Annotated in this window: 13 protein-coding genes; 1 reads left to right on the top strand and 12 read right to left on the bottom strand. The window is 62.1% G+C overall.

Features of this window, described 5'->3' with window-relative positions:
• From EOC83_RS00390 to EOC83_RS00335, 12 genes are all read right to left on the bottom strand, one after another.
• Complete coding sequence (locus EOC83_RS00390) at positions 1-846, bottom strand: EamA family transporter (RefSeq protein WP_013529691.1); 846 nt, start codon at positions 844-846, stop codon at positions 1-3.
• Positions 843-1,745, bottom strand: a complete 903-nt coding sequence (locus EOC83_RS00385) for an endonuclease/exonuclease/phosphatase family protein (RefSeq protein ID WP_063168959.1) — start codon at positions 1,743-1,745, stop codon at positions 843-845. Before EOC83_RS00385 ends, EOC83_RS00390 begins: the two co-directional genes overlap by 4 nt.
• A gap of 166 nt (positions 1,746-1,911) precedes the next feature.
• Positions 1,912-3,462, bottom strand: a complete 1,551-nt coding sequence (locus EOC83_RS00380; protein ID WP_027161381.1) for a sodium:proton antiporter — start codon at positions 3,460-3,462, stop codon at positions 1,912-1,914.
• A 262-nt stretch (positions 3,463-3,724) separates the two neighbouring features.
• Positions 3,725-4,789, bottom strand: a complete 1,065-nt coding sequence (locus EOC83_RS00375) for an ABC transporter ATP-binding protein (RefSeq protein WP_013529688.1) — start codon at positions 4,787-4,789, stop codon at positions 3,725-3,727.
• A gap of 16 nt (positions 4,790-4,805) precedes the next feature.
• On the bottom strand, positions 4,806-5,597 hold the full coding sequence (locus EOC83_RS00370; protein ID WP_063168960.1) for an ABC transporter permease: 792 nt from the start codon (positions 5,595-5,597) through the stop codon (positions 4,806-4,808).
• Positions 5,594-6,388, bottom strand: a complete 795-nt coding sequence (locus EOC83_RS00365; protein ID WP_224621361.1) for an ABC transporter permease subunit — start codon at positions 6,386-6,388, stop codon at positions 5,594-5,596. The genes EOC83_RS00370 and EOC83_RS00365 overlap by 4 nt, the downstream gene beginning before the upstream one ends.
• Before the next feature lie 187 nt (positions 6,389-6,575).
• Positions 6,576-7,682, bottom strand: coding sequence for an ABC transporter substrate-binding protein (locus EOC83_RS00360; RefSeq protein ID WP_013529685.1), 1,107 nt, complete (start codon positions 7,680-7,682; stop codon positions 6,576-6,578).
• Between the two features lie 242 nt (positions 7,683-7,924).
• On the bottom strand, positions 7,925-9,097 hold the full coding sequence (locus EOC83_RS00355; protein ID WP_063168961.1) for an iron-containing alcohol dehydrogenase: 1,173 nt from the start codon (positions 9,095-9,097) through the stop codon (positions 7,925-7,927).
• A gap of 17 nt (positions 9,098-9,114) precedes the next feature.
• On the bottom strand, positions 9,115-10,503 hold the full coding sequence (locus EOC83_RS00350; RefSeq protein WP_063168962.1) for an aldehyde dehydrogenase family protein: 1,389 nt from the start codon (positions 10,501-10,503) through the stop codon (positions 9,115-9,117).
• 127 nt (positions 10,504-10,630) lie between these two features.
• Complete coding sequence (locus tag EOC83_RS00345; RefSeq protein WP_013529682.1) at positions 10,631-12,001, bottom strand: glutamine synthetase family protein; 1,371 nt, start codon at positions 11,999-12,001, stop codon at positions 10,631-10,633.
• A gap of 87 nt (positions 12,002-12,088) precedes the next feature.
• Complete coding sequence (locus tag EOC83_RS00340) at positions 12,089-13,645, bottom strand: amino acid permease (protein WP_013529681.1); 1,557 nt, start codon at positions 13,643-13,645, stop codon at positions 12,089-12,091.
• A 44-nt stretch (positions 13,646-13,689) separates the two neighbouring features.
• Positions 13,690-14,508 (bottom strand): N-formylglutamate amidohydrolase, encoded by an 819-nt coding sequence (locus EOC83_RS00335; protein ID WP_024502760.1) that lies wholly within the window; start codon positions 14,506-14,508, stop codon positions 13,690-13,692.
• A 144-nt stretch (positions 14,509-14,652) separates the two neighbouring features.
• On the opposite strand from EOC83_RS00335, the gene EOC83_RS00330 reads away from it, so the two are divergent.
• Complete coding sequence (locus EOC83_RS00330; protein ID WP_063168963.1) at positions 14,653-15,480, top strand: MurR/RpiR family transcriptional regulator; 828 nt, start codon at positions 14,653-14,655, stop codon at positions 15,478-15,480.
• Positions 15,481-15,490 lie beyond the last annotated feature (10 nt).

Raw genomic sequence — 15,490 nt, 5'->3', positions numbered from 1 at the left:
TCAGCCGAGCCTGAGCGCAACGACACCGGCGACGATGCTGAGCGCGGCGGCACCGCGCCAGCCGGTCATTTTTTCGCCGAGAGCGAAGACCGAGATCATCATGGCAAACAGGATCGAGGTTTCGCGCAGCGAGGCCACGGAGGCGATCGGCGCCTTGGTCATCGCCCACATGACGATCCAGTAGGCGGCGCCGCTGAGCACGCCCGTGAACAGCCCTGCCTTCCAGTCGCGCGCCAACACCGGCAGCGCCTTCGGCCCGCGGAAGATGAGGCACAGCACCAAGGCGCCAAAAGCATCGCAGATGAACAGCCAGGCTGCATAGCTCTGCGCGGTTGCCGCCAGCCGTGCGCCGCTGCCGTCGGACAGCGTGTAACTGGCAATGAAGATGGAAGTGCCCAGTGCGAAGCCAACCGCGCGCAGATTGAGTTTTTCCAGATGTGCGCCGCCACGAAACGACATCACCAGCGTGCCGGCCGACAACAGGAAGATGCCGAGCATGGCGAACGGGCCGGGAATCTCGGCAACGACGAACATGCCGCCAAAGGCCGAGAGCAGAGGTGCGGTGCCCCGCGCCAGCGGATAAGTCTGGGCGAAATCGCCGGCCTTGTAGGCGCCGATCAGGAAGGTGCGGTAGCCCATGTGGAAAATGACGGAGGCGATGATGTAGGGCCACACCTCCGCCTTCGGCACTTCGACGAAGGGCAGCACCACGAGTGCCGCCGCGCCCATGCCGAGCGTCATCAGCGTGATCGACAGGAAGCGGTCGAGATGGACCTTGACCAGCGCGTTCCAGATCGCGTGCATGGCGGCGGCGGCAAGCACTGCGAAAAAGACGAAAAGCGTCATGTGGCAATGCCGGGCGTTTCCAGGTCGATGTCGACCCGCAACGGAAAATGATCCGACGCAACCTCGTCGATATCGGCACAGATCGAACGCACCCGCCCGGCGAACATGCCGCCGACGAAGCAATGGTCGAGCCGGCGCTTTGCCAATCTGCCGTCGATGGTCTTCACATGGGTGTGGAAGTCCGGAACTGGCTCCCCGGCAACGGCGGCGGCATCGACGAAACCGCTGAGATAGGCGGCACCCCGATGGTAGGGCGTGCTGCCGACGATGCGGCGATATTCGGCGCTGCCCGGCTCCATGTTGAAATCGCCCATCCAGATCGCCGCCAGCGGGTTTTCCGGCTCCGCTTCGCCGCTGGTCCAGTTGCGCGTGGGCTCGTCGTCGACGCCGCTCCACGGCCCGCCGTCGGACGGTGCCCGGCGATGCTCGGCCAGGAGATAGTCGATCTGCTCCAGCCGCTCCTCGGCCGCGATATGGGCGAGATGCAGCGACAACACCCGCACCGGCCCTGCCGGCGTGCGGATCATGCATTCAAGTGCTGCATTGCGGGTGTTGAGCGGCCGCAGCGTGCGGCGCATCGGCAGCGCATGCAGCCGCGACCAGACGATCGGCAGTTTCGACAGCACCATGGTGCCGAACTGGCGGCGCCGGTTGACCAGGCGGCCGTCATGCCGCTCGCTGGCGTCCATGTCGAAGGCCGGGCCATAGACCCAGTGATAGTCGGGCAGCAGGCTGGAAAGCAGTTCCGGCTGATCGTCGAAATTGCTGCGTTGCCAGTGACGCTCGACTTCCTGCAGTGCAATGACGTCGGCGCCGGCAACGATGCGCGCGGCGCGCGAAAGATCGTAGCGCCCGTCGCTGCCGAACCCGTACTGGATGTTGTAGCTGACCAGCTTCATTGCTTATCCGGCTCAATTTCGTGTTGGCAGTAGCGGTTCGATGCCGCGGTTGCAATGTGCAGGAGAATGGACCTGGCTTGGACCAGCCTTGCCCCTGACCGGGATCATGCACCGATCCCGAAGCACTTCGGTATCTTCCGTGCGCCGGAAAACGGCGTGCGATGCCTCAAGTATTCAGCGGCTGGAACCGGCCGGGTGGCGACGCGGCCAGTTCGGTCCAGTCGATCTCTTCCTCAAGGCGATGATAGGCTTCGTCGCCAATCGTCCCATTGCGGCGCAATTCCTCCAGCGCGTCGCGCTGGCTCTTGATCGCATAAAGACGCAAGCGGTCATATTCGGTCGCCGCCTGGGCATCGTCGGGGTTTTTGGCGATCTTGCGTTGAGCGGCATATTGCTCGCGCACCGCGGCCGCCGCGTCCGATGTCTTGCCGCTCAATATGTCGAGCGCCGCCTGCATGACCACAACACGCGCCTGCGCAACCTCGCGGTCGACCGTTTCGTCAGGGTTGAGGTTCAAAAGGCGCAGCAGCGGCTTCAGGCTCATGCCTTGCAGCACCAGCGTGCCGAGGACGACCGTGAAGGCAGCGAGCACGATCGGGTCGCGGGCCGGGAATTCAGCCGGCAGGGCGAATGCCGCCGCAAGCGTCACCAAACCGCGCATCCCGCACCAGCCGATCAGCACGCCGCCACGAAACGACGGAGCGTCACGCTGACGATCAGCCACGCCGAAACGGTCAAACCACCTGATGATCGCGCCGCACCCCAGAACCCAGACGAAGCGTGAGACGATGACGATGGCGAGCACTGTCCCGGCCAGGACGAACGCATCGGTCTGCCCCTGCCCGGCAAGCCGGCCGACGATCGTACGCGCCTGCAGGCCCATCAGCACGAAAGCCAGAACATTGAGCACGAAGACCGCCGTTTCCCAGACGGAATAAGAGCTGATGCGGTTTCTGGCCGGCATGCGGCGCGGCGCGGTGCGGGCGATCGTCATGGCATAGACGACTATGGTGATGATGGCCGACAGTCCGATCCTGTCGGCCAGGATCCAGACCCCGAACGTGCCGGCAAATTGCACCACAGTGCCGCTCGCCGGGTCCTCGATCCGGCCCAGCGTCATCAGAGACAACCGGCCAAGCAGATAGCCGGCCGCAAGACTGCCGAGCGTGGACAGCAGGATCATCGGAACGGCGCTGCTCAGCAGAATGGAGCCTGCTGCCGCAGAAATCGCCATTCGGTAAATCAGCAGCGCGGTGGCGTCGTTAAGCAGGCTCTCGCCTTGCAGAATGGCAGTGATGCGATGCGGCACCTTGAACTGGCCAAGCACGGCCGATGCCGCAACCGCATCGGGCGGCGCCACGATGGCGCCAAGCGCTATAGCCGCGGCAATCGGCAGACCTGCCATCGCCCAGCCGGCCAGCGCCACCGTCGCTGTCGTGAAAAGGACGGCACCAAGCGCCAGCAGCACAAGCGGCACCTTGTAGCGGTTGAGATCGCGCAGCGACGTGTCATAGGCGGCGTCGAGCAGCACCGGCGCGATGAACAGGGCAAGCGCCAGTTCCGGGTCGATCTCGATGGTCGGCACGCCAGGCACGAAGGCGATGGCCACCCCTGCCAGCGCCAGCAAAGAGGGATAAGGAACCTGCACGCGCCGCGACAGCGCCGTCAGCGCAACGGCGATCAACAGCAGAACGAGTGTCAGTTCGAAAAGAACCATGGCCTCTTATAGCCGGGAAGCGAGATTCTGGCAGCGGCAAAGCGGCTGGAAATTGTTGATTGCCCGGCAAGCTCGAGCCGGCAGAAAATACCTCGAATTGCTTCCTGACAAATCGCCGTCCACACCGACATTGAAATCATCTGATATGGGGCTCGCTTAAACGCGGACTTCCCTGCACTGCAGCCCATGCCACGCGGGCGGAAGCATCCTTCCCCCTTCGCTAACCGGGATACAGCCATTCATTCCAAACAAGCGCAGCAGCCTAGTGCAGCACGAGCATATCGCTCGAAGAAAACGAGATCTCGGCCTTCTCACCAACTGCGGGGGGCGGCGTTGCCGGGCTGTTGAACGTGTCGAGCGAGACCGTGTTGCCGCCGATGCCGACACGAACCCGGATGACCGATCCGAGGAAATGCACTTCGGAGATTTCTCCGGATAGGCTGGAGTCACGGCCAGGCTGGCGGCCCAGCGAAATAGCTTCCGGACGCAGCGCCAGGGACAGCGTGTCGCCCGACTTGGAACCGTTGAGCTTGCCCTTGAGCGAGACCTGTTCGGAATTGACCCGCACCGTGCCCGCGGCGGCATCGGTGACGGTGCCTTCCAGCACATTCAGCGTGCCGACGAAATTGGCGACGAACTTGGTTGCCGGCCGGTTGTAGATCTCGAATGGCGTGCCGACCTGCTCGGCCTTGCCGCCATACATGACGGCGATGCGGTCCGAGATCGACAGCGCCTCTTCCTGGTCGTGCGTGACGAAGATGGTGGTGATGCCGAGCTTCTTCTGGATCGACCGGATTTCCTCGCGCAGCGACACGCGCACCTTGGCGTCGAGCGCCGACAGCGGCTCGTCGAGCAGCAGCAGCTTTGGCTTCGGCGCGATGGCGCGGGCTAGCGCGATGCGCTGCTGCTGGCCGCCCGAGAGCTGGTAGGGATAGCGATCCGCCATCTGCGGCAGCTTGATGATGCCGAGCATCTCGGCGACGCGGGCATCGATGTCCGCCCTCGGCATGCCGGCGACCTTCAAGCCGAAGCCGATATTCTGCGCCACGGTCAGGTTCGGGAACAGCGCATAGGCCTGGAACACCATGCCGACATTGCGCTGGTTGGGCTTCAGTCTCGTAATGTCCTTGCCGCTGACGACGATCGTGCCCGCGCTCGGCTCCTCGAAACCGGCAACCATGCGCAACACCGTCGTCTTGCCGCAGCCGGATGGCCCGAGGAAGGAGACGAATTCGCCGCGCTCTACGTCGAGATTGAAGTCCTCCACCACCGTGGTGGCGCCGAAAGATTTTCGAACGTGCTGGATGGAGAGGAATGGGTCGGCCATGGCGTGGTTCTCTCGATCAATTTGGGCGGTTCGCCGATTTCGGCGCGAAGCGGGACAGGATCTGGATCAGCGACATGCAGCCCCAGGTGATGGCGAAGGCGATCACTGCAAGGGCTGCGGGCTCGTATGCACGGTTGGCGCCGATGTTCTGCAGATACGGGCCGAAAGCCGGACGGCTGAGCAGGCTGGCCATTGTAAACTCGCCAATGACGATGGCGAAAGTCAGGAATGCGCCGGACAGCACCGCGATCAGCACATTGGGCAGGATGACGCGGGTGATGATGGTGCCCCAGCCCGCACCCAGAATTTGCGCGGCTTCGGTCAGCGTACGCACATCGATGGTGCGCAGACCGGTGTCAACGGCCCGATACATGTAAGGCAGAGACAGCGTCGTATAGCCAATGACAAGCAACGCGTTCGCACCCCAATTGCTTGCCAAGAATGGCAGCGGCGAGTTCGAGCCGTACATCCTGATATAGCCGAAGACGATGACGATTGCCGGAATGACCAGCGGCAAAAGGGTGATGAATTCGACGATTGGCCTGAGCTGAGGCAGACGCAGCCGGATCCAGTATGCCGCCGGCACCACGATCAGCACCCCCAGGATAATGGTGCAGAGGGCAGCGATGACTGAAAAAAGGAAAGTTGACTGGAAGCGCGCGTCTCCCAGCACGACTTGATAGGCGTCGAAGGAGTGGACGCCGCGCCGCATGCGCAGCGAGAACTCGACCGTCGCGATCAACGGAATAAAGAAATAGGCAGCCCCGACAACAAAGACGACCCAGGCCCAGAACTTACCTGACTTCATTTGAGCCACCTTTCGGACCGAGTCCGAAACCAGATGTAGAAGACATTCGCAAGCCCGGTGATGACGATCATGCCAAAGGCTATGGCATAAGCGAGTTGCGGGTTGTGCAGCACGTCGCCGTTCATCTGCGAGTAGAGCTTGATCGGAACGATATTAAGCGTCGGACCGGCAAACGCATAAGCGGTGGCGATGGCGCCGAAGGCGTTCGCAAACAACAGGATGACCGTACCGAGAAAACTCGGCCATATCACAGGGATGACAACCATGCGCCAGTACTGCGCCTGCGTGGCACCGAGCGTGGCCGCAGCCTCGCCCCACTCCTTCTTCAAGCCATCGATGGCTGGCACGATGATGACCACCATCAGGGGAATCTGAAAGAACAGATAGACCGCGATCAGGCCCGTTGTGGTGAGAAAATTGAAGCCCATCGCGTAAATGTTGATGTTGAGCACGTCACGCAGAAGCGTCGTGACGATACCGACACGGCCGAGCGTAGCCAGGAACGCGAAGGCGAGCGGCAAGCCGGCAAAATTCGAGGCGACGCCCGAAAACGTCAGGGTCGCGGAGCGCGTCCAGCTTGGCAGTCCGCCGCGCACGATCGCGATCGCGATGGCGAGCCCGGCAAACGCCCCGATGATGGCCGACCAGAAACTGATCTTGATCGAAGACCAGTAGGAATTGCTGATCGACGGATCGCTGACCAGCTGCAGAATATTGTCGAGCGTGAACCCGCCTTCACCGTTCCGGAAGGCTCCCACGACGAGATAGAGCGTGGGCAGGATCAAGAACATTAGGGCAAAGATGAAGAACGGCGCCACGCCGATCCATTGCGTCGGCAAGCGGAAGGCGGTCGCCTCCTTCGGCGGCACCGGCTTGGTGGCGAATGCCTGATTTGAAAGCGAGAGATCGGTCATGCGCCGGCTACCGTCTTCGAGGAAGGACCGGGCGGCCTCGCGGCCGCCCGGTGGATTTCAAGTCTTACTTGACGTTGGCGCCGACAGTGGCGTCCCAGTTCTTGCTGATAGCTTCCTTGGCCTTAGCCTGCTCGTCGAGCGACGGGAACGCGGCCGAGGCATAGGATTCCGCCGGCGGCAGCTTGGCCAGCACGTCCGCCGGGATCTTGCCGTTCTTGGCGAGATCGTTGAAGCGGATCGGGTGGCAATAGCCCTTCAGCCAGCCGATCTGGCCTTCGTCGGAGTAGAGGTATTCCATCCACAGCTTGGCTGCATTCGGATGCGGCGCGTAGGCGCTGATCGCCTGCACGTAGACGCCGGCGACGACGCCGGTCTTCGGCACGATGACGTCGACGGGCGGGTTGCCCTTCAGCGTGTCGCGGCCGGCGAGCGCGTTGTAGTCCCAGTTGATCAGGATCGGGGTCTGACCCTGGGCAAGCGTTGCCGGCTTGCCCACGACCGGAACGAAATTGCCGGCGGCGTTGAGCTTCTTGAAGAAGTCTAGGCCAGCAGTGCCGGCAGCTTCACCGGCTGCGGCGCCACCGGAAAGGCCGGCGGCGTAGACAGCCTGGATGGCCTGGTTTGAAACGCGCGGATCGCCGGCAAGAGCGACCGCGTTGGCGAATTCCGGCTTCAAGAGGTCGGCCCAGTCGGTGGGCGATTCCTTGATCAGGTCCTTGTTCACCATGAACGACAGAACGCCGTAATAGTCGCCGTACCAGAAGCCGTCGGCATCCTTGGCGCTGTCGGGGATCGAGTCCCAGGTCGACACCTTGTAAGGCTGGATCAGGCCATCGGCCTTGGCGGTCGGGCCGAAGGACAGGCCGACGTCGATGACGTCGGGCGCCTGCGGGCCCTTGTTGTCCTTGTTGGCCTTGATCGCCTCGACCTCGTCGCCGGAGCCGGCGTCGGGGTTGAGTTCGTTGACGGTGATTTCCGGATACTTCGCCTTGAAACCTGCGATGACATCGCCATAGCCGCACCAGTCATGCGGCAGCGCGATGGTGGTGAGCTGGCCTTCCGCCTTGGCAGCCTTGACGAGATCGTCCAGCGAATCCGCGGACGAAATCACCGTCGACGCGAAAAGCGCCGCGGCCGAAAGGGAAAGCACTTTCCCCGTGAACTTGAACATGTGTTCTCTCCGTTGAACTGACGCCGTTGGACGCCTGCGATGCGGTATCGTTTTCATGTGACAGCCAGATGAAAGCTTTGTGAAAGCGGCTGCTCGCAGTGCGAAAAAGTAAACTCTTTTTAACCTGATGTAGCAATCGCTCCGCGATTCTTTTTCCGGCTAACTAGTTTGTGCCTTGCCCGTCATCCTCCCCCTTGTTTTCATAGCCCCTTTTCAGATCACTTTGCGGCGCGGAAAACGCCTCAGACCGTGCCGGCAATGGCGTTTTCGAGCAAGGTCAGCGCCGCCTTCTTGGTCAGCTTGACCGGGTTACCGCCGGCGGTCGGATCGACCACCGCCATGTCGGCGATCAGCGCCTTGCGCTTCTTGTCCATGTCGAGCCCCTTGATAAGGCCCGGCAGCGCATGCGGCACCTTCAATTCCTTGCGCAGCTTGATAATCGCCTTGGCGAACCCGTCGAAGCCGCCCTTGATGCCGCAATAGGCGGCGAGCCGGCCGATACGCTCCTCGATGGAGTCACGGTTGAAGGCGAGCACATAGGGCATGAACACCGCATTGGTCATGCCGTGATGGGTGTCATAGAGCGCACCGACCGGATGCGACAGCGAATGGATGGCGCCGAGCCCCTTCTGGAAGGCAGTGGCGCCCATGGCGGCGGCGCTCATCATGTGGGCGCGCGCGACGAGATCCCTGCCGTTGGCATAGGCCTTCGGCAGGTTCTCGAAGACCAGCCTCACACCTTCGACGGCGATGCCGTCGGCCATCGGATGATAGCCCGGCGCGCAATAGGCCTCGAGACAGTGGGCGAGCGCATCCATGCCGGTGCCGGCGGTGATGAAGCCGGGCATGCCGACCGACAGCTCCGGATCGGCAATAACGATTGCTGGCAAAAGTTTCGGATGGAAGATGACCTTCTTGGTGTGCGTCGCCTCATTGGTGATAACGCCGGCGCGGCCAACTTCCGATCCGGTCCCGGCGGTGGTCGGCACGGCGATGATCGGCGCGATGGCGTCCGAATTGGCGCGCGTCCACCAGTCGTCGACATCCTCGAAATCCCATACCGGCCTGACCTGCCCGACCTGGAAGGCGATCAGCTTGCCGAGATCGAGCGCCGAACCGCCGCCGAAGGCGATGACGCCGTCATGTTTGCCCTTCTTGAACACGGCGATGCCGGCGGTCAGATTGGACTCGACCGGGTTAGGCCTGACCTCGGAGAAGACGCCGTAAGGAACCTTGGCGTCGTCGAGTATCTTCAGCGTCGAGGCGACGACCGGCAGTTTCGCCAGTCCAGGGTCGGTGACGAACAACGGCCGCTTGATGCCGGTGGCCGCCAGCACCTCAGGCAATTCCTTGATGCGGCCGGCGCCGAAGCGGACGGTGGTGGGGTAGTTCCATTTGGAGATCAGCTTGGACATTTTTGTCTTTCAATAAATCAGATGGCTTCGCGCAGATGGAATGATTTCGGCCGGGTCAGATTGTCGTAGCCGATGGCCGACAAGCCCGCACCCTTGCCGGTGTCCTTGACGCCGGTCCAGACCAAGGCCGGGTCGAGGTAGTCGCAGCGGTTCATGAACACCGTGCCGGTCTCGACGCGGTTGCCGATCGCCACGGCATGCTCGGTATCGCGCGTCCAGATCGAAGCGGTCAGCCCGTAGGGACTGTCGTTCATCAGCGCGATCGCCTCTTCGTCGTTGCGCACCTTCATGATGCCGACGATCGGGCCAAAGCTTTCCTCGCGCATGACGCTCATCTGATGATCGACTTCTGTCAGCACCTCAGGTGCCAGATAAGGCGAACCAGCCTTGTCGTTAGCCACCTTCATGTTGATGTGCGCCTTGGCACCCTTGCGCAGCGCTTCCGCCTTCTGTTCACGGATCAGGTCAGCAAAGCGCGCCTGCGCCATCGGTCCCATCGTCGTCGCCTGATCGAGCGGATTGCCGACGACATAGTTCTTTGTCTCGGCGATGAAGCCTTCGACGAATTCGTCATAGACCTTCTCGTGCACATAAACGCGTTCGATGCCGCAGCAGCACTGGCCGGAATTGTAGAAGGCGCCGTCGACCAGATTGGCGACCGCATGGTCCATCTTGGCGTCGGGCAGCACATAGGCCGGATCCTTGCCGCCAAGCTCGAGGCCGAGCGTCATGAAGGTGCCCGCCGCCGCCTTTTCGATGGCGCGGCCGCCGCCGACCGAACCGGTGAAATTGACGTGGTCGATCTTGCCCGAGCCGAGCAGCCTTTCGGTCTGGGCGTGGTTCAGCACGACATTCTGGAACACGCCCTTGGGCAGGCCGATCTTGTCGAAAGCCTGCTGAAAGCGCTCGCCGACCAGCAGCGTCTGCGCCGCATGCTTCAGGATCACGGTGTTGCCGGCCATCAGCGCCGGCACGATGGTGTTGACGGCGGTCAGATAGGGATAATTCCACGGCGCGATCACCATGACGACGCCGAGCGGGTCTTTCTTCACATAGCGGCGGAAACCGTCCTTGGGGTTGGAGGCCGGCACCGATTTGAGCGCCTGCTCGGCGATCTCGACCATGTAGTTGGTGCGTTCCCTGACGCCGCCGAATTCGCCGCCATAGCGCACGGGCCGCCCCATCTGCCAGGCGATTTCCGGCACGATCTCGTCGGTCATCGCGACCAGCGCTTCCAGCATAGCCAACATGTACTTGCCGCGCTCGACGATAGGTGTCTCAGCCCACTTCTCTTGCGCCGCCTTGGCGCGTTCCACTGCGGCGTTGATCGCCTGGTCTGTAGCAATCGGCCGCTCGGCATAGATCGAGCCATCGACGGGGGTAATGAGTTTGACCGTCTCGGTCATTTTGTAAGTCCTCGTATTCTACAACAAAATCGTGTGGCCTGGCGCTGCCCCTCATCTGCCTGCCGACAGCCTCTCCCCACGGGGAAAGGCTAAGAGTGAAGGGGTGGCGCCGACGAACCGCCGATACCTAATACCGCTCGAAACCTCTGTGCAGTTCCCAATCCGTAATCCGGCGGTCGTATTCGAACTGCTCCCACTTTGCGGTGTGGACATAGTGTTCGAGCACATCCTCGCCGAGCGCCTGCTTGAGCATCTTCGACTTCGCCAGCGTGTCGGTGGCATCGCGCAGCGTCTTCGGAATCTCCGGCAGGCGAGATGCCTGATAGGCATCGCCGACGAACGGCTTCTGCAATTCCAGCTTTTCGTCGATGCCGGCAAGGCCGGCGGCGATCAGGGCTGCGAAAGCAAGATACGGGTTGAGGTCGGCGCCACCGATGCGGCATTCCATGCGGATGCCCTTGGTGCCCTCGCCGCACAGGCGGAAGCCTGCGGTGCGGTTGTCTTCGCTCCACATGATCTTGGTCGGCGCGAAGGTGCCGGCCTGGAAGCGCTTGTAGGAGTTGATATAGGGCGCCAGGAACCAGGTGAATTCCTTGGCGTATTTGAGCTGGCCGGCGGCCCATTGCTGGCCGAGTGTCGACAGCGTCCAGTCGGCCTTTTTGTCGAAGAACAGCGGTGTCTTGCCGTCGGCGCTCCACAGCGAATTGTGGATGTGGCTGGAATTGCCGGCGAGCCCGTAATTATACTTGGACATGAACGAAATCGCCTTGCCCTCGGACTCGGCGATTTCCTTGGCGCCGTTCTTCAGGATGACGTGGCGGTCGGCCATGTCGAGCGCCTCGGCATAGCGCACATTGATCTCTTCCTGGCCCGGACCCCACTCGCCCTTGGAATTCTCGATCGGAATGCCGGCCGCTTCCATTTCGTTGCGAAGCCGGCGCATGACGCCTTCTTCCTTGGTGGTGATGCCGATCTGGTAGTCGCCGATATAGGGCGATGCGGTGTCGAGACCTTGCCAGTGCTTCTTGCGGGCCGAATCGTAGGTCTCGTTGAACAGATAGAATTCGAGCTCGGATGCGAAATAGCCGATATAGCCGCGCTCGCTCAGCCGCTTGACCTGCTTCTTCAAGATGGCGCGCGGCGAATGCGGCAGGTCGTCATGCGTGTGGTGGTCGAGCACGTCGCAGATCACGAGCGCGGTCTTTTCCAGCCAGGGAATGCGCCGCAGCGTGGCGAGATCCGGCTTCATGACGAAATCGCCATAGCCCTTCGACCAACTCGCCGCCTTGTAACCCGGCACCGGCTCCATATCGATGTCGGCGGCCAGCAGATAATTGCATCCATGCGTTTCGTCATGCGCGGAATCGACGAAGTACTGCGCCAGGAAGCGTTTTCCCGCCAGCCGTCCCTGCATGTCGACGATGCAGGCCAGCACGGTGTCGATCTCACCGCTGGAGACCGCTTTCTTCAACTGATCGAACGAGAAATTTCCGGCCATTCCTTTGGCACTCCAGCGCTTGGGCTTTGAATGAGTTGAACGAAACCATGGCCGGCACGATGCCGGCCATGGCCATGATGGTGGAGGTCAGTGGCCGGTTTCGCCGACTGCCTGTTCGGCCGCCTTGATGGCCGCCTGACGCGCCGCAATGATGTCGCCGAGCGGCGGCCCCTGGAAGCGGCGCTTCTCGAAGCCGAACCAGACGACTGCCGTCAGGATGAAGAAGCCGACGGTGATGTAGAGCGCCCAATCGTTCGGCGGCTGGATGCCGATGATGAAGATCAGGATCATTGAGACGATCGACAGGAAGGCGAACAGCATGAACACGCCGCGCCCCATGTTCCAGGGACCCATCTTGTCCCACTTCGGCGTGCCCCAGGCGAGCATGCCGAGCACGATCGGCACGGTGAAGGAGAGGAACAGGAAGATGACGGTGCAGGAAACCACGATGGTGTAGGCCGAAGTGCCTGCGACCGAAACCAGCGTCGAACCCCAGACGAACAGCACCGACAGGATCGAAGCCGTCCAGATCGCCGCCACCGGCGTGCGGTAGGTCGGGCTGACCTTGGCGAGTGCCGCCGAACCCGGCAGGCCGCCGTCACGCGAGAAGGCGAAGATCATGCGCGAGGCAGACGTCACCGTGGCAAGGCCGCACAGCAGCTGCGCGACGAACACGACGAGGTAGACGAACTCCTTGATGCCGGGGCTTACACGCTGGTCGAAGGCCCAGAAGAACACGTTCCAGCCCTGCTTGGCGGCATCGTCCATGTTCGGGATCATCAGCACGAAGGCGGCCAGGAACAGATAGCCGAAAACGGCCGACCAGATCACCGACATGACCATGGCGCGCGGCACGGAAGAAGCCGCCTTGATGGTTTCCTCCGAGGTGTGCGCGGAAGCGTCATAACCGGTGATCGTGTAGATCGGCAGCAACAGTCCGAGCGCGAACACCCAGGCATTCGAGACGGATGGCCACACGCCGGCGCCTGCGTCCCCGGAATAGTTCTTGAAGGTGAAGAGACGGCTGAAATCCCAGGTCTCAGCGGAAGCCAGGCAGACGATGGCGATCAGGATCGAGCCGAAGAAGATGAGATAGCCCGAGAAATCGGTCAGCTTCGCCGTCAGCTTGATGCCGAGATGGTTGATCAGCGCCTGCGCGCCGGTGATGATGATCAGAAAGATCATCTGGTTTGTCAGCGTGCCTTCGATTCCGAGCGTCGGGCCGAAAGCGCCGATGAAAAACGTCCAGGTGCCGACATTGATGGCGCCGAGCACGGTGATCAGGCCGAGCAGATTGAGCCATGCGGTGACCCAGCCGGTGCCGCGGTTGCCGAGGATCGAACCCCAGTGATAGAGGCCGCCGGCCGTCGGATAGGCCGAGCTGATCTGCGACATGGCGACCGCAAAGGTCAGCGAAACGAAGCAGCCGACCAGCCAGCCGATGCCGATGCCGATGCCGCCGGCGCCGGAGGTGGCCTGGGCCAGCGAATTGATGCCGCCCGACAGGATGCAGATGATGGAGAAGGAAACGGCGAAGTTCGAAAAGCGACTGAGGCGCCGCTCCAATTCCTGGGCATAGCCCATGCTGTGGAGGTGCTTTACGTCCTCCGCCTTGTCAACTTCAGTATAACCCGGTGCTGCCATTTTAGTGTCCCCTGTTGGTTTTCGGGTCGGGATGAGATCCCGCCCTAGCTAGCCGATTGAACTGACTTTCCGACTGAATGCGATCTGGTGTGTCCGGCCTCCTCTGGCTCCAGATCCGAAAAAATGCCCGTGAGCAGATCCGCCCATTTCCGCTGCCCGGTCTCGCCGGCGATTTCGTCATTGCGGATTTCGATCATCGCGCAGGGCAGTCCGCGCGAGCGCGCATGCCGTTCCAGCGTGAAATAGACGCGGTCATCAGGTGAATACGGCTCGTTGACCCCGACGGTGACACCGGAAAGCCGCTTCAGCGCCGATATCAGCGGCGCCGCCAGCCGGCGATCCTCGTCATGGATGATGCCGATATGCCAGGGCCGGTTGCGGCCCTTGTATACCGGCGTGAAGGAATGGACCGAAACCAGCCGCGTTTCCTGACCGTGTGACAGCCTGTGGCTGATGATATCCGCAATCGTATCGTGGAAAGGGCGCCACGAAAGCGCGACACGCGCGGCACGCTCACTTTCCGACAGGCCGGCATTGCCCGGTATGGCCGTTGTCTCACTGACCGGCGGCACCAGGTCGGGCGCGTCAAGCGGCCGGTTGCAGTCGATGACAAGGCGCGAAATGCGGGTTTCGACGAGCGTCGCGTCGAGCGCCTGCGCCATGCGGCGGGCAACCGGCAGCGCGCCGGGATCCCAGGCGATGTGGCGCGACAGGTCCTCGACAGCAAGGCCGAGCGTGCCGAATTCGGCGGGCAGGAAGTTCGAGGCGTGATCGCAGGTCAGCACGAAAGGGCTTGATCCGCCGGGGTTCGTCACCCTTACGGTATCAGACGATGCAAGGCTGGCGGGCCGTGCTTTCTCCATACTCTGCCGTCCCCGGGGAGCGCTGTATCGTATGTTACGTATTTTGCCTCATTGCGTCCCTGTGGATGATTTCATACAGTTTGTCCGGCTTTGTCAAATGCGATTTCGGAAAAGACCATCGACCGAGCCAAGGGTGGGGAAAAGATGATTTCCAACATTGCCGAACTGATCGCCGACCGCGTCGGCACGATGCCGGCCAGCGAACGGCGCGCGGCCCAGACACTGATTGCCTTCTACCCGATGATCGGCTTGAAAACGGTCGCTGAATTCTCGGCCGCAGCCGGCGTTTCCTCGCCGACAATCCTGCGTTTCGTCGCCCGGTTGGGCTTTCAGAACTATCCGGAGTTCCAGTCGAGCCTGCAGGACGAACTGGCGGCGCAACTGCAATCGCCGGCGACAAGGACGCTCAATCCGCCCTCGCCCGGCGGCGGGACCGTGTCGCCGATGCTGGAAGCGACGCTCGACAATATGCGCGAGACATTCAGGCACCTGTCCGACAAGCAGCTTGCCGACATCGCCGCCCGGCTGGCGGACCGGCGCGGCAAGACCTTCCTGATCGGCGGCCGCTTCACCGATCCGCTGGCGCGCTACATGGCCGCCCACCTCGCCATCATCCAGCCGGATGTCTTTCACCTCGCCGGGCAGGAAAGCATGTGGCGTGACCGGCTGATCGACATGGGCAAGCGCGACGTGCTGGTCATCTTCGACATCAGGCGCTACCAGGACAGCCTCCTCCGCTTCGCCGAGAAGGCGCATCAGCGTGGCGTGCAGATCGTACTGTTCACCGACCAGTGGCTGTCGCCGATCGCCCGCCTTGCTCGCCATGTCATCGCCGGACGAACCGCAGTGCCGTCGGCATGGGATTCATCGGCGGCCCTTTTCGTCGTCGCCGAAACGCTGATCGGCGCCGTCACCAGGCAACTGGAAGCAGAAGGCGCCAAACGCATTCGCGAGATGGAAAGTCTGCGTTAGTGCATATGCG

Origin of the sequence: Mesorhizobium sp. Primo-A, assembly GCF_003997175.1 — a bacterium.
Lineage (GTDB): Bacteria > Pseudomonadota > Alphaproteobacteria > Rhizobiales > Rhizobiaceae > Mesorhizobium > Mesorhizobium ciceri.
Note: the sequence above shows the minus strand (reverse complement) of the source record. Positions and strands in the feature narration are given on the sequence as shown.